This is a genomic window from Acinetobacter sp. HZNU-JH01, assembly GCF_037996845.1.
Taxonomy (GTDB): domain Bacteria; phylum Pseudomonadota; class Gammaproteobacteria; order Pseudomonadales; family Moraxellaceae; genus Acinetobacter; species Acinetobacter haemolyticus.
This window is the reverse complement of sequence record NZ_JBBMZX010000001.1, coordinates 2,615,243-2,633,440: the sequence shown is the minus strand read 5'-3', so window position 1 is coordinate 2,633,440 and position 18,198 is coordinate 2,615,243. Positions and strand designations below refer to the sequence as shown.

Below are 18,198 nucleotides of genomic sequence, written 5' to 3'. Positions count from 1 at the left end.
AACGAGTGGTTCACCACTCGTTTTTTATTTGATGAATGAAAAGATTTGCCTTTCGACTTTTTTTCCATACACTTAGCAAGTTTAAATCGACATCGATTCAGAGTATGCAAATAAGTTCTTGGCTTCGTATTTTTTTTGCGGTTATCGGTTTTATATTATTAATCGATGGCGCAGTGCTCATTGCGCTTAAGAAAATTCATATCGGAACCGTATTACCTTTATTACTTGGGCTTTTTTTCTGTCTCTATTCATTTTTTTACTATCACCTAGAACGCTTTTTCTTCTACCATTTTCGTCTGCATTCAATTTGGAGATTTGGCTGGCTGTGCTTTTGGGTATGGTTGATTAGCTTAGGCTATTTCTTTAACTATTTAAATAAGAATAATAGCCAAGTAGAAGTACCGACTTCAGTCGCTGCCATCATTGTACTAGGCAGTGGTATCGAAAATGGTCAACCATCTGCTGCGCTTGCAAAACGCTTAGATCGTGCCGCCCCAATTGCCCTCACCCAACCAAATGCTAAACTATTGCTCACAGGTGGTGTTGATTTTGGTGAAACAGAAAGTGAGGCCATTGTGATGTCACGCTATTTACAGCAACAACATCATATTCCAGCAACACAAATAATATTGGAAGATAAAAGTACCAGTACTGAATTAAATCTCAAAAATAGCCAACCCCTATTACAAGCTCACAAGATTTCACTTCAACAACCCATCGCGATTGTCACCAGTGATTTTCATACACTACGAGCTGCTGCAATTGCGAAAAAACAAGGTTATAGCAACATCACAACGATTGGTTCAACAACACCGCTACAAACACGATATAACGCATGGTTAAGGGAATATTTTGCCTACGTAAGTGGTTGGTTACTTAATGAATATTGATTGGGAAAGACCCAATCAATATTTCTAGCTGCGATCGCTAAGTCTAAAAAAACTATTGATGTATACGAATATCACGAGGTAATGGTAACTTTAATTCAGCAAAAATATCAGGACGCTGTAAATAGATTTGATACAAGAAATTTTTAATATCTAATAACAAGGTGTCAGGTGTTACCAGTAAATTATTTCCTTCAGGGGTTAAATCTAAAGAAAGAATTGTATTATTTTCTCTTAGAAAAGGGATCATTTTTCCAACAAAGTCCAGCAAAGGAACTTCTTGCAAATCGTATTTCACCCAATTGTCTTTGATGAGTAATTTAGCCAAACTTTTATTTTGCCAAACAGCTAAGGCATGTTGTCCAGAAGGCGTTGAGCATAATGCCCAACCATCGTGATATAAGGCAATCACTTGACGTTGTAAAATAATATTTTCAATAAACTGGCGATAAGCGTCTTTAGAAGATGTGTTTGATGTCGTTGTTTGAGATTTCGACGCAGCCTTACGTTGATAAGGGTTTCTCATATATTACTTCAATATTAGAATCATTATTGAGGCTAATAATAAAAGAATTTAGTATTGATTACAACGATCTGAGGAGGAGTATCTAAGGAGATATGGTGGGCGCTGACGGGATCGAACCGCCGACATTCTGCTTGTAAGGCAGACGCTCTACCAACTGAGCTAAGCGCCCTGAGCGAGGATAAACAAAGCGAAGCTTTGTCTGAGCACAAGAGAAAAATCTTTGATTTTTCTAATGGCATCTCGAATCAGAGATCAAGTATAAAGATACTTGTTAAAACTAACACCCTCTTGAACAGAGAATCAAGAGAATGGCGCAGCGGACGGGGCTCGAACCCGCGACCCTCGGCGTGACAGGCCGATATTCTAACCAACTGAACTACCGCTGCACTACGATACTTCTATCAAGAAGTAAATGTCACAAATTATGGTGGGCGCTGACGGGATCGAACCGCCGACATTCTGCTTGTAAGGCAGACGCTCTACCAACTGAGCTAAGCGCCCTGAGGAATAAAAATTGATTAACTATCAACTTTTATGACGCAAGACAAACAAAGTGCGTAGTCTTGTATCCTAAGGTATATCCAATCTTGCAATCTTAAAGTGGCGCAGCGGACGGGGCTCGAACCCGCGACCCTCGGCGTGACAGGCCGATATTCTAACCAACTGAACTACCGCTGCACGATAATTTTGCAATTATGGCAAACGACTATTAAAACTTAAGTGGCGCAGCGGACGGGGCTCGAACCCGCGACCCTCGGCGTGACAGGCCGATATTCTAACCAACTGAACTACCGCTGCACTTGAGTTTTAACGTAAAGGCTTGGTGGGCGCTGACGGGATCGAACCGCCGACATTCTGCTTGTAAGGCAGACGCTCTACCAACTGAGCTAAGCGCCCTTAACGTCTTCATCGTTTGTGAGGTGCATTATAGAGAATCTTTACAGACTGTCAAACGCTTTTCATATACTTTTCCGAAAAAACCACCTGAGTGATTAAAAAATAAGTAATTCTTTGATAATTCCAATGTTTTCGTATTTTATTTAAACACTTCTTTCTGATTTTATCATCGACTCATCCAGCGCATGTTCCGAAATATAAACCAATGCCTGCTCTGAAATCAGCTCAAAAAGCTCAATGACCTCATCATTCTTCATTCGAATACAGCCATGCGACATTGGGATGCCCATAGGTTCTGTCTCTGGTGTTCCATGAATATAGATATATCGCTTGAATGTATCACATCCATCACCTTGATTGAATCCAGCTTGTAACCCATCCAGCCACAAAATCCGAGAAAGAATCCAGTCTCGTTCAGGAAATTGTTGCGCAAGATCTTGATCGTATATTTCACCAGTCGCTTGTCGGGCAATAAAAACCGAATTTTTAGGCGCGTCATCACCAATTTTCTGAGCAATACGATGCCATCCTCTTGGTGTCTTCCCTGTATTTTCTTGCTCACCAATACCATTTTTTCCTGAGGAAATAACATAAAATTTATTATGTTTTGGCAAGTACAAAGTTTGTTGTGCTAAGTCAATTAAGATATCGGCCTGTTCGAGCGCATAGGGCATGTTCAGTCTCTATATTTTTAATCAGATGGTGTTATTTCAACATAAATAGAACTGCTTTTCTGTAGTTTTGATATAAGACAGGATGATTATTGATTTTCAGATGCTCGTCTTATTACAAAGCTTTAATTCCATCTCAGGACAAAGCGTTGCTTTTCTTAACTCGCCACTCACAGCATAGCTGCTCGTCTTGCACTCGGACAAAGCGTTACTTTTCTTAACGCTGCTCAGGCTCTGGGCGGAACCACAGCCAAACAGCAACAATAAACATGGTTGTATTGGTAAACACCTTTACCCAAAAAGGTGCATTGGTAAATAACATCAAAATGCCGCTAATTAACATCATAATGCTTGCAAGCCACTTTGCTCTACGTGGCACAGTTCCATTTTCTCGCCAGTTACGCAAGGTAGGACCATATTTGGGATGATTGAGTAACCACGCATCCATTTGTGGCCAACCTTTAGATGCCGCCCAAGCAGCGATAATGAGAAAAACAGTGGTTGGCATGCCTGGCAAAATAGCCCCTATGATCCCTAATGTCACAAAAAGGATAACTAAACTGCGCCAGAATAGGATCTTCATTTACCAATTCACCAACATGTCAAAACAACCGTGCTAGTATAAAGTGTTTTTGTTCTTGTTTCTTAAACTTAGCCCATTATTTCCATGATCGAGTTCCTTCATGTTTAGCGTCGCTGACCGTCCTTGCTTTTTTGAACCATGGTTAAAATTTAAGAACCCAATTGTACGTCAACTGGCCTTCGCTATCGCTAGTCCAAATATTTTATCAGCCGTCCCTAGTGAGCTAATGATAAAAAACAAGTTTGACTTACACGATAATGTGACTTGGCAAATACTGTATCAAAACTACGAAAAACGTTTATATCAACTCGATCAACAACCTCAACCTTTACACGACTTTTTAGCTCGACTTAAAAGTACTCGCTTAGGTTTACGTTTTGAGAACTTACTTTGGTTTTGGTTACTCGATGACGAATACCACCCTTATAAACTGTTAGGGCATAGTATCCAAAAAATTGCTGGTGCAATCACTTTAGGCGAAATTGATTTTCTTGTGCTTAATCAACTGACACAAGAAGTTGAGCATTGGGAGGTTGCTTTAAAATATTATCTTGGCGAGGGTCATTTAAATCTAGCGCACTGGTATGGACTCAATCGAGAAGATACATTACATCGTAAACTAAAGCATTTTACTGATCGCCAATTTCAATTTTCAGAAGCAAATGGCTATAACATCCAACGGAAATTTGCGGTCATGAAAGGCCAACTTTATCTTCCCCATCAACAGAAAAACAATCAATGCTTACCGATGTGGATAAATACATCTCGTCAATTAGGAACATGGGGAACGAGTATCCCTCAGCAAAGATACTATCGACTTCAACGCCATGAATGGCTTTGCCCGAATCAAATAGCCACTTCATCCAATGCAATATGGTGGACCGACGGTTTATATCATACAACTGAATCTGATCCGGCATTTTATATGTTCCGCCAACCTGCATTATTATTTAATCAAACTTAACCTACCCAAGTAACATTTCATAACACATCTATAATCAAACCATTATGTTCATTTTCTTCTAATTTTCTTAGCCTCTTAAATACATCAAAATTAAATTGAAACGGAGAATATGATGAAAAAAGTTTTAGTTGCATCAATCATGACTGCTTTTGTTTTAACAGGCTGTAATACATTTAAAGGTTTTGGCCAAGATGTGTCAAAAGCTGGTGATAAGGTTACTCAAACGGCTGAAAAGACACAAAATAAAATGTAATTTTACCGAACAATCCCCCACAAGACCTTATCTACACGTAGATAAGGTTTATTTTGACATACCTTTCTTGGCAATATTCCCCTATTATATCGGTTCAGATTTCACCAGATTTAGCACCATCTCGCATGAACCACTCCGATACGCTTGAACTTAGTTTACAACTCCTCCGCCAACCTTCTGTAACGCCAGTAGACCATGATTGTCAAAACATCATGGCTGATCGTTTAGCAAAAATTGGTTTTAATATCGAAAAGCTCCGATTTGAGGATGTCGATAACTTATGGGCTCGTCGTGGTACAGAAAATCCAGTTTTCTGTTTTGCTGGTCATACTGATGTGGTTCCAACTGGACACCTAGATGCATGGAACTCAGATCCGTTCCAACCCACCATTCGTGATGGAAAATTATATGGTCGTGGCTCGGCGGATATGAAGACCGCTTTAGCTGCAATGGTTGTTGCTTCAGAGCGTTTCGTCGCAAAACATCCAGATCACAAAGGCTCAATTGCTTTTTTAATTACATCAGATGAAGAAGGCCCATCGATTAATGGTACGGTCAAAGTAGTTGAAACTTTAGAAGCACGTAATGAAAAAATGACTTGGTGCTTAGTTGGAGAGCCATCAAGCACTAATCAACTCGGCGATATCGTAAAAAATGGTCGTCGAGGCTCTTTAAATGCGGTATTGACTGTAAATGGAAAACAAGGTCACGTTGCTTACCCTCATCTTGCAGAAAATCCGATTCATCTTGCTTCTAAAGCATTGAATGAGTTATGTGAAACTGTATGGGACAATGGTAATGAATATTTTCCAGCCACCTCATTCCAGATCTCGAATATTCAAGCAGGTACGGGTGCGACCAATGTCATTCCTGGTCACCTAAAAGTGACATTTAATTTTCGCTATTCGACTGAAGTTACCGCAGAAATCCTTCAACAGCGTGTCTTAGAAATACTAGATAAACATAAGTTAAATTACGATATTAGCTGGACATTTTCAGGCTTGCCATTCCTAACACCCGTCGGTGAATTAGTAAATGCTGCAAAAACTGCAATTAAGGATGTGACTGGTGTAGAAACAGTACTTTCAACCAGTGGTGGCACGTCCGATGGTCGCTTTATCGCTCCAACAGGCGCACAAGTTTTAGAACTTGGGGTTTTAAATGCAACAATTCATCAAATTAATGAACATGTTAATGTCGATGACCTAGAACCATTAGCTGAGATTTATGAACAAATTTTAGTGCAACTGCTTACCTAAAATCATGATTTAAAAATAAAAGGAACTCAAAATAGAGTTCCTCTTATTTTATAAGCCCAATTGGGTTTCTATATTTTGTAAGTTAGGGACAAAATATCTTTTCTCCCCCATTTTCACGTACTTAAAAACCTTTGGATCCTCAACGTCTCCATCTTCATCCACGATCTCAGAAATACGTAAACGAATTGATTCAGGCATTTCATTACAAATGAGTGCAAAACGCTGTGAAACGTCCTCACCTTCCACAACCAACGCAACCCCCTGTTTTTGCATTGGGTCATGCAAAGCAAGTACGGGTAACTTTAAATCATGCCACTCAATATGTTCCACATTGGTAGGCGTATCCATTGCGGATAAAACAATATTTTGCGGTAGAAGCATCGGAACTTTCTGATGACACTCAATAATATAAGCATCAATAAATCCAGTCGAAACTGTAATAAGATGCTGCAACTCTTGTTGATCAATCTGTCTTAATGCGGTATTAGTGCTTTTCTTTACCATTCTTTTTTCACCTTAATCAACGCACAGCAAGTAAGCTTTCAATATTTTCTAAGAGCGTTTCCTCTTGGAATGGTTTACCCATATATTGGCTCACGCCTAAGGATAACGCACGTTCACGATGCTTCTCACCCGTACGAGATGTAATCATAATGATTGGTAAATCACGGTGGATTTCATGATGTCGTACTAGATTCGTTACTTCAAAACCATCCATTCGCGGCATTTCAATATCCAGCAACATTAAATCAGGCTTCACTGTTTCAAGCTGCTCCATTGCATCGACACCATCCTTTGCAGTCACCACATCATAGCCTTGGCGCTCTAACAAGCGCGACGTTACTTTACGAACTGTCACCGAGTCATCGACAATCATGATGAGACGGCGCTCATCGTAACGCTGCTTCGTATAGGTTTCATCTGCTTGCTTACTTCGTGCAGTTGACTGGGCTTGGCGCGCTAAATTTTGACCATCTAAAATCAAACAAACCTGACCATCACCCAAGATCGTTGCACCAGCAATAACACCAATGCTTGAGAATTGTTGACCAACTGGTTTAACAACAATTTGACCACGAGAGCCGATTAACTGGTCAACCAATAATGCAGTCATCTGACCTTGAGCACCTTTGATCAACAACACAGGTAAAGAATGAACAATACCAGTTAAACGAGGAATAGGCTGTCCAGCAACAAACTCTGATAAATAGCGTAAACGATAATCTTCTTGATCAATTTTGAAGTAATCATCTTGGCTTTCAAAGTATTGCTCTAAAGCCATTGGTGAGATACGAACAATACGATCGATCTGTGCCAATGGGAATGCAAACTGTTGATCGCCTGCTTTTACCATCAAAGCATCACTTACTGCTACAGTAGTCGGTACACGAATCGTAAATGTGGTTCCCTTACCTAAAATAGAACCCACACTGACATGTCCACCTAAAGCTTTAATATCACTTTGCACCACATCTAGCCCGACACCACGTCCAGAAATCTGTGTGACTTGTGCTGCGGTACTAAAACCAGGATGGAAGATAAACTGAAGAATCTCATCTTGATCAAGTTTCTGATCTTTGGTCATCAATCCAGTTTGAATCGCTTTTTCTTTAATACGATTGACATCGATCCCTTTACCATCATCACTGAAAGTGACAACAACATCTGTACCTTGACGACCGATGTTTAAAACAATATGTCCAGTTTCTGGTTTCTTTGCTTGTAAACGTTGTTCACGGTCTTCAATACCATGGTCAATCGCATTACGGAGCATATGCTCAAATGGTGCAACTAAGCGCTCCAAGATACTACGATCTAACTCACCTTCTGTATTATTCACGACCAACTCAGTTGGACGATTAAGGGTCGAGGCTGTTTGACGAACAATACGTTGTAAACGAGGTAACAAACGTGAGAATGGTACCAATCGTGTACGCATTAGACTTTCTTGGATTTCTGCCTGAATACGAGATTGTTGTAATAATAATCCCTCTGTATCACGGATCTTCTCTGAAAGCGTTGTCTTAAAGTCAACCAAATCTGATGCAGACTCTGCGAGAGATTTTGATAACTGATTTAAAGAAGAATATTGATCCATTTCGAGCGGGTCAAAGTCTGCATAGCGTGCATCTTCACCACCATGACGGGCAATAATCTGACTTTCTAATTCCCCTTCCATTCGTCGTAGCTGGTCTGCTAAACGCTTGATTGCCAACTCCATTTCCGTCAACGTACCACCGAGTTGACCTAAATCCATTTCAATACGTGAACGGTTAATCGCATTCTCACCTGATAAATCAATCATCTTCTCAATGACTTCAGCTGAAACACGAATCATTTCATTGTTCTGTTCAATACGTTCAGTGCTTTCCCACTCACCCAGCATCGATGGTGGTTCGGTGCCATCCCCTTGCACAAACTCCATTGTGTATTCTGGAGTAAATATATCGCGTGCAGAAAGTTTTTGCGGCAGTTGCGCAGCTACATCGACAAACTCCATATTTTCAAGACTTTGTTTTAAGCCATCGAAATTGGCATATTGACGTTTAAAGATTGCATCATTGAGCCATGCTAATGCAGTATTCAATAAATTATCGTAAACGTTTGAACTAAAATGATGTAAACCAAACTGCTCAAATGCATTTTCGAGATGGTAGGCAATAATTGCGATTGCATCCATTTCAGCCATACGTGCACCGCCTTTAAGACTATGTGCATTACGTTGAAGCTGTAATAACAAACTGCGATTACCGCGTTGTTCAAACCACTGTTTTAATAGATGTTGAGCTTGGCCGAGTAACTCTTCTGCTTCTTCGAGGAATGTTTGTTCTACTAAAGAGCGAACATCATCTTCCTCGGTGTCATCCTCCACAACATCCTGCATCAAACTCGATGTAACATCATCTTTATCCGAATCTGCTTCAGCTATTTGAAGCAATGATTCTGTCTCTACAAAATCGAGTTGCGTTTCAGCCGATATACTCTCTGATTCAATATTATCAATAGATGTGGCAACGACCTCTAAATCTGCATTTACAAGTTCAGCTGAGGTTTGCTCAATCTCAGTTTCAGTCGCATAGCGCTCAACATCGATATCTTGATCAGCATGTTGTAACAACTGAATCACATGTGTTGAAGGATAATCTGTTTGTTGATCACGGATCGTTTGAATGCGATCTGCAATATCATCTTGAACGAGACGAATAATTGCAACTAACTGAGGCGATGCTTGAATTTGTTGATTGATCAATTTCTCATAAATCGTTTCTAATTCATGCGCAATCAGACCAATGTGACGCGCTTGAATCATATTTGAACCACCTTTTAAGGTGTGCAAATATCGCATCAAATTCTTTAAAGCATTTACATTATGACGATCTGTCGTCCATGTATTAAGATCAGCATCAATACCCACCATCAGCTCATCAGCTTCCTCAAGGAAGATATCTAAGAGGTCAGGATCAAAGTCTCGATTAGATTGCTCTGATTGTAATTGTTGTTTATCCAAAGCCAATTGAGCAGCGAAACTAGTAACATCAATCGATGGCTCTGCAACATCTGAATGAGTCGATATTTCTATTTCAGTTGTGCCATCCAAATCTACTGCTTTTTCAATATCTTCATCTTCTGACACAACAAATTTATCAATCTGAATAGCTGTCGTTGCAGTTGATTTCATCAAATTAGTTAACACGTCTAAGACATGCGTAGATGGATAATCCACTTGCTGGTCACGAATCGTTTGAATTCGATCGGCAATATCGTCCTGTACTGAGCGAATCACAGAAATAAGTGATGGCGTCGCTTGAATCTGTTGGTTAATCAGCTTTTCATAAATTGTTTCTAACTCATGCGCAATCAAACCTATATGACGCGCATGAATCATATTTGAGCCACCTTTTAAGGTGTGTAAATATCGCATCAAGTTTTTAAGTGCATTCACATTTTGTAGATCAGCAACCCAAGTATTGAGATCCTCATCGATACCAACTAAAAGTTCATCAGCCTCTTCAAGGAAAATGTCCAATAAGTCTGGATCAAAATCACGATTTGATTCACTCGTAGACAGTTGTTGTTTGTCTAATGCAAACCGAGCGGCTAAATCACTTGTATCAACAATTGAATCCTGCACAACTTCTGCTTCACTCAATGGAGCTGCTTGATCATGATCTGTTTCAATCAATTCCGCTTCTAATAACTCGATATTCTGTTGAGTGAATGTACTTAACTCATTGAGCATCTGCTCATGTTCTTTCGTCAGCGTAACTCGTTGTCCAGCAGCCAATGTATCAAATAACTGAATAAACTGTTGATGAACTTGATCATACAATTCAAATCCATATTCAAGATTAAGTAAACTTGGCTTATAAATTAAGTCCTGATAACTCGATCTTAATAGGCTTGTGTATTGATACATGCCAATCGTTGCATGATGATGTGTATGCTGTAGCAAAATTTCAGCTTGCTGGCTGAGTTGCTGAATATATTGTGGGAACTCAGTCCTTGCACGCTGATCAAAATCAGATTCCACATCTAACAGATCTTGAATATTGAGTTCCAAGAGCTGTGAAACTAAGCCTTGCGGTCTTAGATTTTCTCCATGAGAATCTTCAAGTTGGAAATCATAGCTATCCCAAGCAGTATTGAAAGTTGCATGAATTTCGTCTGTTCTTTGCGCTGTCTCTAACTGTCTCAAACTATATAAATAATCACGCACAAATTGAGCATAATGCGTTAGTAAGGCTGTTTCATTTGAGTTCGAATCCAATTCATCATGCAATAGCGTTTTAAATAAATTTTCTACTTTTGAACTAGCATCAAAAATTTGATCAATGTGTGCCATTGCCGAACTACCACGAAGCGTATGTAAGGCTCTGATTAAATGGTTGTAATGCTCATTCGTCGGATGATCATTTTGTAAGAATTGATCAATTGTCGCCAAGTGTTCCTCAGCTTCCTCCAAGAAAATAGCCAAAGTTTCTTTAGCAAGTAGCTCGTCTTCAGCTAGCACTTTATCTGCATTATCTAATTCCAATTGCTCAGTTTGAGTTAAGTGATCAACAAATAGCGTTTCTTCAACCAATTCTAATCCCGTACTTATGTCCTCACTTACCAAATGATCAGCAAGCATTAATAAGTCAGAAAGCGCTGGTTCAACACTCTGTTGTTGTAATTGTTGTCCTAATAGCACCAATGGTCGTAAGTCGATCAGATGTGCTCGAACCGCTTTGAAATCGTGAATTAACTTAAAGCGATAAATATTAAAAATCGCTTGTACATAACGTTGAATTTCTGTCGTAAGCGGAATCGTTCCCGCTAAGACACGATTTAACGTATCTTCCACCGTCCAGCCTAGTTCTCCTGAAGATTTCGCACCGACCATGCGACCAGAACCTTTGAGCGTATGGAAATGACGACGAATATCAGTCAACACATTCTGTAGATTCGGCTGTTCAATCCATTGAACCAATAATGGGTCTAACTCGACAAAGATTTCATCTAATTCTTCAATAAAAATTTCAAGAATTTCTGCATCTTGTTCAAGATAACTATCTTCAGGAAGCGTCATCGTTTCAACTAACGTTTTTAATATTTCTTTCATAGCGGCTTCTTTCGTTTTTATCCACCAATTGTGGGTAAAAAATACGAGTATCAATCACACAAGATGTCGTTCCATTTCGCCATCACCTTGTAGAGATATCCTACATCTCTAAAATGGAAAGACAGACACCCCCATCTGTCTTTCCAATCCTGCTGCTTATTCTGGTAACTTAAAGTCAGTCACCGATTCACGTAATGATTCAGCCATATTCGCCAACTCTGAAACCGAACGTGCTGTATCAAACGTTGCTGTTGTTGTTTGCGACGTAATTTCCTGTACAACATTCATCGTCGTCGCAATATGACTTGCTGAAGCAGATTGAAGTTTTGCTGCGTCCGAAATGCTTGCAATCAGTTTTGCCAAATCGCCCGATACCGTTTGAATTTCATCAAGTGCAATACCAGCATCTTTTGCTAAGTTAGCACCACGTACAACCTCAGATGTTGTTTGCTCCATCGAAATAACAGCTTCATTGGTATCTGTTTGAATGGTTTTTACTAAGCTTTCAATCTGTTTGGTTGCTGATGCAGAACGTTCTGCAAGACGTTGAACCTCATCCGCTACGACAGCGAAACCACGTCCTGCCTCACCTGCCATCGATGCTTGAATCGCAGCGTTCAATGCCAAGATGTTGGTTTGGTCGGCAATATCGTTAATCAATGAGACAATGTTACCAATCTCTTGAGATGATTCACCTAAACGCTTAATACGTTTAGATGTTTCTTGAATTTGTTCACGGATGTGATCCATCCCCTCAATCGAACGGTTTACCACTTGCGCACCATTGGTTGCAATTTGTACCGAACGTTTTGCTACTTCTGCTGATTCGGATGCATTCGCAGATACTTGGTCAATTGACAATGCCATTTCATTCATTGCGGCTGAGGCACCTGCAATTTCTTGAGCCTGATGTTCAGAAGCTTCTGCCAATTGGTTGGTAATGCTTTGTGTATCTTGAGTATAACGCGCAACTTCTTGTGATGTATCTGTAATACGAGAAACAAGATCACGTAATTGATCAATCGCAAAGTTGATCGAGTCAGCAATTGCACCAGTGAAGTCTTCTGATACAGTCGCATATGAACGTAAATCACCATCAGCTAAGTCAGCAATCTCATCAAGTAAACGTAAAATCGCGTTTTGGTTACGGTCATATTCGTCTTGTAAACGTGTCACACGTTCTTTATCTGTATTACTACGTAATGCCAATAATTGAAGTGCAGAGAAAACTAAGACACCTAAAGCTAGAATTAATGCAATACCAGCTAATACATTGCCCCAACCGCCTTCTGCTTTATCTGATAAAGCATTTAATGAGCTTAACAAAGCATCTGATTGAGTAAAAATTTCAGAGGATGCCTGACGTACATGGACAATTTGGTTGGCATTTTTTAGAACCGTTTCAGCCGCCAATTTCAAAACTGCATCATAATCAGATTTAATACTATCAACAGACTCGCGCAGATCAGGTGAACTAATACGATCTACACCAAGTTCTGAACTACCATTCAATTGAGCATTTAAGTAAATACCAAAGGTGTCAATGTCTGCACCGAAGTCATTCGCTGATGCATTAGAGTTGTCCGTACCGACCAATACCGAGTTGATCGAACGCAAGATACGCTCTGCAATAAACACTTGGTTCTTGGTAATGATTACTTGACTACTTGGCATGTTCTCACGAACCATTTGGTCAACCATCAAGTTATATTCAGCTTGAATCTCAGGAATCGTTTCACTAATCGAAATGTTAGTGTCATAAAGCTGATTAATGATCGCTTGTTGAGATGCAATTAAGTCGATGTTTTTAGATACGTTGGTCCACAACTCATTGACCTTTTTATATTCATCTGAGCTTTTACCATATACATCTTCAACAACTTCCAGATTTTCTGCAAATCGCTTTTCAGAAGCAACCAAGTTATTCATCGTCTCAGATGTACCTGAAGCAGTGGCTTCAGTTGCTTGGCGTGAAATCATCTGCGAAAGCAAACGCAACTCACCTAAGCTACGCGTTAATTGGTTAGAACGAGGCAAACTCACGAACAAATAAATTAAGAGGATAACTGCAAGGACCAAAGCAATTAAGGCACGATAGATAATTGGCTTAGACTTTTCAGTTTCACCGAATAAACGAGAAAATTGATCAAGTTGCGTTCGAATTTTTCCTAGAAAAGCCCCGCCCTTTTTAGATCCTGCACCGTCACTACCATTCTTCTTTTTAAGTTTAAAGCCCATTCCAGCTTCTCCCCTGAATACGCGCTTATCTTCCGTCGCGTATTAAATTAGTTTATAAACTTTATTGATGCGTTCATGTACTGAGGATTTTTTAGCAATCGACTCAGTAAGAACACATGCCATTGTTGATTATGTTGGTGGAAATACCCCTGACAATAGTCTTTTAATTTACTGTCTAGCTCATTACTTTGAGAAAAAAAACTCTTTTTATTGAAGTGTTGAATTCCCAAGACCTGATCAACGACCAACCCCACATAATGATCTTGATGGCTAATACAAATTACTTTTTGTGTCGGAGAAAATTGACTTCGTTGATCTGAGATAAAATGTGATAAATCAGTCACTGAAAGCAATCTTCCGCGGATATTTGCCAAACCGCGCACCCATGCCTGAGTATTCGGTACAGGTGTGTATTTCGGAGGATAAATCACCTCTGAAATTTCCCCCAATGGTGCAACAAAATATTGCCCTAACATCTCAAATGCAATACCAGACCAACGGCTGACTTCATTTTGAGTTGCAGTATATTGTTTGTTGCCTCGCTTGGATAAACGAAGCAACTCGATAAATCCGTTTGCTGCCATACTCTATCCCGTTATTACGTCATGAGAGGCTCATAGTGAGCGAACCAATTAACTTAATAGCTGTTTAATCACATCAATAAGCTGTTGCTCATCTACTGGCTTGGTCAAATAATCACTTGCCCCTTGACGCTTACCCCATACACGATCCGTCGCTTGGTCTTTAGTGCTGACAATCACAACAGGAATATGTTGTGTATCTTTCGCTTTACTGATCTGACGTGTTGCTTGGAAGCCATTCATGCCAGGCATGACAACATCCATAAGCACTAAATCAGGCAATTCAGCTTGTGCCATCGTTACCCCATCGGCACCATTAGTTGCTTCTAAAACTTCATAACCGTGTTTAGTTAAAATTTCTCTAAAGCGAAATGTTTCAGTAGGTGAATCATCTACAATAAGAATACGAGCCATTTTTTCCTCAATTTTTAAATTTTATGCGCTGACATGGTTACGGATCGCACTCAACAGCTCATCCTTACTAAACGGCTTAGTTAAATATTCATCAGACCCCACAACACGCCCTTTTGCTTGATCAAATAAACCGTCTTTGCTTGAAAGCATGATGACTGGAATATTTTGATAATTTAATGAATTCTTGATCAATGCACAGGTTTGATAACCATCTAAACGCGGCATCATAATATCCACAAAAACAATATCTGGATTTGCTTCAGCAATTTTTGATAATGCTTCAAAACCGTCAACTGCAGTAATTACCTCACAACCTTCACGTTGTAATAAGGTCTCAGCTGTACGACGAATCGTTTTAGAATCGTCAATCACCATCACCTTTAAATTTTGAAATTTATCTTCCATTTAATTGTTCCGCCCCATTCACTCAATACAAATTGTGGTTGGTTTAATTTGTTTTATACAGTTTGATATTTTTAACATATCTTTACTTGCATTATCAATGAAGTTTTTTGAACCAACCTATCAGTTTCTTAGAACAACCGTAAGTAGTTCACACTTTTAATTAAATTCCTATTTTTTTTGCATTCCAACTATTTTTAATTGTATAAATAACCACTAATATACAATTGATTATTATTTAAAAATAAGTGATTTAGTTAACTTTTTTACGGGAGATGTAATGACTGGTTCGTTAAAGTGCGCTTTCCGCGTTAGCCAGCTTAAAACGATGACTTGCATTTACATTTGCTCATTTTCCCTATTGATATTCATTTGCACATCTACCCTTGCTGCCACAGACCAAGCTAAAGCCGTTTGGTACCGCTATTATGATAATAATGGTGTTGCTAATGTCAGCACATCTGTTTCACCAGATCATATTCGTCACGGATACGAAGCACTTGATCGAAATATGCAAGTGATCAGGCGTAACCGACCATACAATGCAGCTGTAGACGCACAACAATCAGCACAAAGAGAAGCTTTAGCTCGCCAAAGAGAACAGGATTTACGGTTAAAACGAGCTTATGGTAGTGCTCAAATTGCAACAGCAAAAAGGAATCAGATCCTAGAAAACTTAAAAAAACAGTTAAATTATCAGCAAGAACAACTCCAGCAATTACAAAGCGATAAAATTCGATTTAAACGCCAAGAAATGGAATATCATCGCAAAGGGCAAGCAGTTCCAGCACAACTCAAGAGCAACCTAGCAAATAATACGCAGAATATTGAAAGTGTGAAAAAAACGGTTGAAAGTCTTCGAAATGCATATCAAAAAACAGATCACGAATATACAGACATCATTAATCGACTCAAAAAACTCGAGTCAAATCAATAATCACACAATAAATCAAATCTTATATTGTGCTTTAAATAACAAGGATTTTGTTAGATCGCACCTTCATTTAGAAATCAGATATGACTTTTTACTGCGCCAAATCCCTTGATTCATGTCATAATGCCCGTCAGTTCAAATGTAGGTGAGCTGTATTGACCTACACTCACCATTTTTAATTACACTTAACTTTAGGACAGTTTCCATGCGCGCAAGCCGCTTTTTATTTGCAACGTTAAGAGAAACCCCAAATGATGCTGAGGTTATTTCTCATCAGCTCATGTTACGTGCGGGGATGATCCGTAAACTCGCTTCTGGCTTATACTCTTGGTTGCCCATGGGAACACGCGTTTTAAAGAAAGTTGATGCTATTGTCCGCGAGGAAATGAACCGTTCGGGTGCATTAGAAGTTTTTATGCCTGTGACACAACCTGCAGCGTTATGGGAAGAATCTGGTCGTTTTGAACAATATGGTCCTGAATTACTTCGTTTCAAAGATCGTCACAATAACGATTTTGTGCTTGGTCCAACGCATGAGGAAGTTATCACAGATTTAGCGCGTAATGAGTTAAAGAGTTATAAACAACTCCCGCTAAACTTCTATCAGATCCAGACCAAATTTCGTGATGAGATTCGTCCACGATTTGGTGTAATGCGTTCTCGCGAATTCATTATGAAAGACGCTTACTCTTTCCACGCAAATCAAGAATCATTGCAAGAAACATATGATGTGATGTATGACACTTACAGTCGTATATTTAGCCGTCTCGGATTGGACTTCCGTCCTGTACAAGCAGACACAGGTTCTATCGGCGGCTCAGCATCCCATGAATTTCATGTGCTTGCAGCAAGTGGTGAAGATGATATCGCATTTTCGACTGAGTCAGACTATGCTGCAAATGTTGAAATGGCTGAAGCAGTTTTAGTGGGTGAACGCGCTGCTGCAACCCAAAATTTTGCTTTAGTCGACACACCAAATCAAAAAACCATTGCTGATGTCTGCCAATTTCTGAATGCTGATGCTAAACAATCTGTAAAAGCACTCCTTGTACAAGGAATTACTGATGAAGCTGGCAATACACCAATCGTGGCATTGTTCATACGTGGTGATCATGAGCTGAATGAAATCAAAGCAGAGAAACATCCTTTGATTGCAGCACCTTTAACTTTTGCAACTGAAGAACAATTACAACAACACGGTTTAACAGCTGGTTTCTGCGGTCCACAAGGTTTAGTCGAAAAGGGCTTAACTGTCATCGTAGACCGTGCTGCGTCTGTATTATCTGACTTCATTGCTGGCGCAAATGAAGTTGATAAACACGCCACTGGTGTCAACTGGGATCGTGATGCAACCTTTACAGAGGTTTACGACCTTCGTAATGTGGTTGAAGGAGATCCCTCTCCTGATGGTAAAGGCACTCTGCAGATTAAGCGCGGTATCGAAGTCGGTCATATCTTCCAACTCGGTACAAAATATTCAGAAGCTTTAGGCTGTAAGGTACTTGGCGAAGATGGCAAACCATTTACAGTGACCATGGGCTGTTATGGTATTGGTGTGACCCGTGTTGTCGCAGCAGCAATTGAACAAAACTTCGACGATAAAGGGATTATTTGGCCTCAAGCAATCGCGCCATTCGATGTAGCTATTGTTCCAATGAATGCGCACAAATCACCACGTACCGTAGAAGCGGCTGAAGCACTGTATGCTGAACTACAAGCACAAGGCTACGATGTGTTACTTGATGATCGTAATGAGCGTCCTGGTGTTAAATTTTCTGATCTTGAGTTGATGGGTATCCCGCATCGTATCGTCATCGGTGAAAAAGGCTTAGATGCTGGTACTTTTGAGTACAAAGGTCGTCGTGATGCAGAAGCAAGCAATCTCAATAAAGAAGAGTTATTCGCAAAACTTGTTCGCTAATCAGACTTCAATTCAAAATATAAAAAAAGCCGTTTCAATGAAGCGGCTTTTTATTTAAACGTTATG

Annotated in this window: 14 protein-coding genes, 6 tRNA genes and 3 pseudogenes; 6 read left to right on the top strand and 17 right to left on the bottom strand. The window is 39.7% G+C overall.

Features of this window, described 5'->3' with window-relative positions:
* Positions 1-104: 104 nt before the first annotated feature.
* Complete coding sequence (locus AAC851_RS12530; protein WP_005089289.1) at positions 105-890, top strand: YdcF family protein; 786 nt, start codon at positions 105-107, stop codon at positions 888-890.
* 52 nt (positions 891-942) lie between these two features.
* On the opposite strand, the gene AAC851_RS12525 is transcribed toward AAC851_RS12530, so the two are convergent.
* The 9 genes from AAC851_RS12525 to AAC851_RS12485 all read right to left on the bottom strand — a co-directional run bounded on the left by AAC851_RS12525 (position 943) and on the right by AAC851_RS12485 (position 3,564).
* Positions 943-1,413 carry a DUF2750 domain-containing protein gene (locus AAC851_RS12525; protein ID WP_004640608.1) on the bottom strand — a complete coding sequence of 157 codons (471 nt, stop codon included), beginning with the start codon at positions 1,411-1,413 and terminating at the stop codon, positions 943-945.
* Positions 1,414-1,506: 93 nt separating this feature from the next.
* Positions 1,507-1,582, bottom strand: a tRNA-Val gene (locus tag AAC851_RS12520).
* Between the two features lie 140 nt (positions 1,583-1,722).
* Positions 1,723-1,799 (bottom strand) — tRNA-Asp (locus AAC851_RS12515).
* A 39-nt stretch (positions 1,800-1,838) separates the two neighbouring features.
* Positions 1,839-1,914, bottom strand: a tRNA-Val gene (locus tag AAC851_RS12510).
* A gap of 100 nt (positions 1,915-2,014) precedes the next feature.
* Positions 2,015-2,091 (bottom strand) — tRNA-Asp (locus AAC851_RS12505).
* A gap of 43 nt (positions 2,092-2,134) precedes the next feature.
* A tRNA-Asp gene (locus AAC851_RS12500) sits at positions 2,135-2,211 on the bottom strand.
* A gap of 23 nt (positions 2,212-2,234) precedes the next feature.
* A tRNA-Val gene (locus AAC851_RS12495) sits at positions 2,235-2,310 on the bottom strand.
* A gap of 143 nt (positions 2,311-2,453) precedes the next feature.
* A complete protein-coding gene (elsL, locus tag AAC851_RS12490; protein ID WP_004640609.1) occupies positions 2,454-2,984 on the bottom strand; it encodes a cell wall-recycling L,D-carboxypeptidase ElsL in 531 nt (176 codons plus the stop codon).
* 214 nt (positions 2,985-3,198) lie between these two features.
* A complete protein-coding gene (locus tag AAC851_RS12485; RefSeq protein WP_004640610.1) occupies positions 3,199-3,564 on the bottom strand; it encodes a YbaN family protein in 366 nt (121 codons plus the stop codon).
* Positions 3,565-3,664: 100 nt separating this feature from the next.
* On the opposite strand from AAC851_RS12485, the gene AAC851_RS12480 reads away from it, so the two are divergent.
* The 3 genes from AAC851_RS12480 (at position 3,665) to dapE (ending at position 6,040) form a co-directional block, all read left to right on the top strand.
* Positions 3,665-4,528 (top strand): DUF1853 family protein, encoded by an 864-nt coding sequence (locus AAC851_RS12480; protein WP_005089287.1) that lies wholly within the window; start codon positions 3,665-3,667, stop codon positions 4,526-4,528.
* Positions 4,529-4,637: 109 nt separating this feature from the next.
* Positions 4,638-4,781: an entericidin A/B family lipoprotein gene (locus AAC851_RS12475; RefSeq protein ID WP_004640614.1), complete on the top strand. Its 144-nt coding sequence runs from the start codon at positions 4,638-4,640 to the stop codon at positions 4,779-4,781.
* A gap of 125 nt (positions 4,782-4,906) precedes the next feature.
* Positions 4,907-6,040, top strand: coding sequence for a succinyl-diaminopimelate desuccinylase (dapE, locus tag AAC851_RS12470; RefSeq protein ID WP_005089285.1), 1,134 nt, complete (start codon positions 4,907-4,909; stop codon positions 6,038-6,040).
* 48 nt (positions 6,041-6,088) lie between these two features.
* Here the strand turns inward: dapE and AAC851_RS12465 are convergent, their stop codons facing one another.
* From AAC851_RS12465 to pilG, 8 genes and pseudogenes are all read right to left on the bottom strand, one after another.
* Positions 6,089-6,544 (bottom strand): hypothetical protein, encoded by a 456-nt coding sequence (locus AAC851_RS12465; protein ID WP_005089284.1) that lies wholly within the window; start codon positions 6,542-6,544, stop codon positions 6,089-6,091.
* A 16-nt stretch (positions 6,545-6,560) separates the two neighbouring features.
* Positions 6,561-8,897 (bottom strand): annotated as a pseudogene (locus AAC851_RS15935) (hybrid sensor histidine kinase/response regulator); the annotation flags it as partial.
* Between the two features lie 236 nt (positions 8,898-9,133).
* Positions 9,134-11,039, bottom strand: a pseudogene (locus AAC851_RS15930) (Hpt domain-containing protein); the annotation flags it as partial.
* A 77-nt stretch (positions 11,040-11,116) separates the two neighbouring features.
* Positions 11,117-11,642, bottom strand: a pseudogene (locus tag AAC851_RS15925) (Hpt domain-containing protein); the annotation flags it as partial.
* A 156-nt stretch (positions 11,643-11,798) separates the two neighbouring features.
* Positions 11,799-13,880 (bottom strand): methyl-accepting chemotaxis protein, encoded by a 2,082-nt coding sequence (locus AAC851_RS12455; protein ID WP_004640623.1) that lies wholly within the window; start codon positions 13,878-13,880, stop codon positions 11,799-11,801.
* A 47-nt stretch (positions 13,881-13,927) separates the two neighbouring features.
* On the bottom strand, positions 13,928-14,464 hold the full coding sequence (locus AAC851_RS12450) for a chemotaxis protein CheW (protein ID WP_004640625.1): 537 nt from the start codon (positions 14,462-14,464) through the stop codon (positions 13,928-13,930).
* Between the two features lie 48 nt (positions 14,465-14,512).
* The gene (locus tag AAC851_RS12445) at positions 14,513-14,875 is read right to left on the bottom strand and encodes a response regulator (RefSeq protein WP_004640626.1); all 363 of its coding nucleotides are present in this window, start codon (positions 14,873-14,875) and stop codon (positions 14,513-14,515) included.
* 21 nt (positions 14,876-14,896) lie between these two features.
* Positions 14,897-15,280 carry a twitching motility response regulator PilG gene (gene pilG, locus AAC851_RS12440; protein WP_004640629.1) on the bottom strand — a complete coding sequence of 128 codons (384 nt, stop codon included), beginning with the start codon at positions 15,278-15,280 and terminating at the stop codon, positions 14,897-14,899.
* 277 nt (positions 15,281-15,557) lie between these two features.
* Between pilG and AAC851_RS12435 the strand changes: the two genes are divergently transcribed.
* Both AAC851_RS12435 and AAC851_RS12430 read left to right on the top strand, forming a co-directional pair.
* Positions 15,558-16,214: a hypothetical protein gene (locus tag AAC851_RS12435; RefSeq protein ID WP_004640632.1), complete on the top strand. Its 657-nt coding sequence runs from the start codon at positions 15,558-15,560 to the stop codon at positions 16,212-16,214.
* A 202-nt stretch (positions 16,215-16,416) separates the two neighbouring features.
* Positions 16,417-18,132 (top strand): proline--tRNA ligase, encoded by a 1,716-nt coding sequence (locus tag AAC851_RS12430; RefSeq protein ID WP_005089277.1) that lies wholly within the window; start codon positions 16,417-16,419, stop codon positions 18,130-18,132.
* Positions 18,133-18,198 lie beyond the last annotated feature (66 nt).

Excerpts from the sequence above, each read along its gene's own strand:
- AAC851_RS12455 (WP_004640623.1), bottom strand. The coding sequence starts at position 13,880 with ATGGGCTTTAAACTTAAAAAGAAGAATGGTAGTGACGGTGCAGGATCT.
- dapE (WP_005089285.1), top strand. The coding sequence starts at position 4,907 with ATGAACCACTCCGATACGCTTGAACTTAGTTTACAACTCCTCCGCCAA.
- AAC851_RS12525 (WP_004640608.1), bottom strand. The coding sequence starts at position 1,413 with ATGAGAAACCCTTATCAACGTAAGGCTGCGTCGAAATCTCAAACAACG.
- AAC851_RS12530 (WP_005089289.1), top strand. The coding sequence starts at position 105 with ATGCAAATAAGTTCTTGGCTTCGTATTTTTTTTGCGGTTATCGGTTTT.
- AAC851_RS12480 (WP_005089287.1), top strand. The coding sequence starts at position 3,665 with ATGTTTAGCGTCGCTGACCGTCCTTGCTTTTTTGAACCATGGTTAAAA.
- AAC851_RS12430 (WP_005089277.1), top strand. The coding sequence starts at position 16,417 with ATGCGCGCAAGCCGCTTTTTATTTGCAACGTTAAGAGAAACCCCAAAT.
- pilG (WP_004640629.1), bottom strand. The coding sequence starts at position 15,280 with ATGGAAGATAAATTTCAAAATTTAAAGGTGATGGTGATTGACGATTCT.
- AAC851_RS12445 (WP_004640626.1), bottom strand. The coding sequence starts at position 14,875 with ATGGCTCGTATTCTTATTGTAGATGATTCACCTACTGAAACATTTCGC.
- AAC851_RS12465 (WP_005089284.1), bottom strand. The coding sequence starts at position 6,544 with ATGGTAAAGAAAAGCACTAATACCGCATTAAGACAGATTGATCAACAA.
- AAC851_RS12485 (WP_004640610.1), bottom strand. The coding sequence starts at position 3,564 with ATGAAGATCCTATTCTGGCGCAGTTTAGTTATCCTTTTTGTGACATTA.
- AAC851_RS12450 (WP_004640625.1), bottom strand. The coding sequence starts at position 14,464 with ATGGCAGCAAACGGATTTATCGAGTTGCTTCGTTTATCCAAGCGAGGC.
- elsL (WP_004640609.1), bottom strand. The coding sequence starts at position 2,984 with ATGCCCTATGCGCTCGAACAGGCCGATATCTTAATTGACTTAGCACAA.
- AAC851_RS12475 (WP_004640614.1), top strand. The coding sequence starts at position 4,638 with ATGATGAAAAAAGTTTTAGTTGCATCAATCATGACTGCTTTTGTTTTA.
- AAC851_RS12435 (WP_004640632.1), top strand. The coding sequence starts at position 15,558 with ATGACTGGTTCGTTAAAGTGCGCTTTCCGCGTTAGCCAGCTTAAAACG.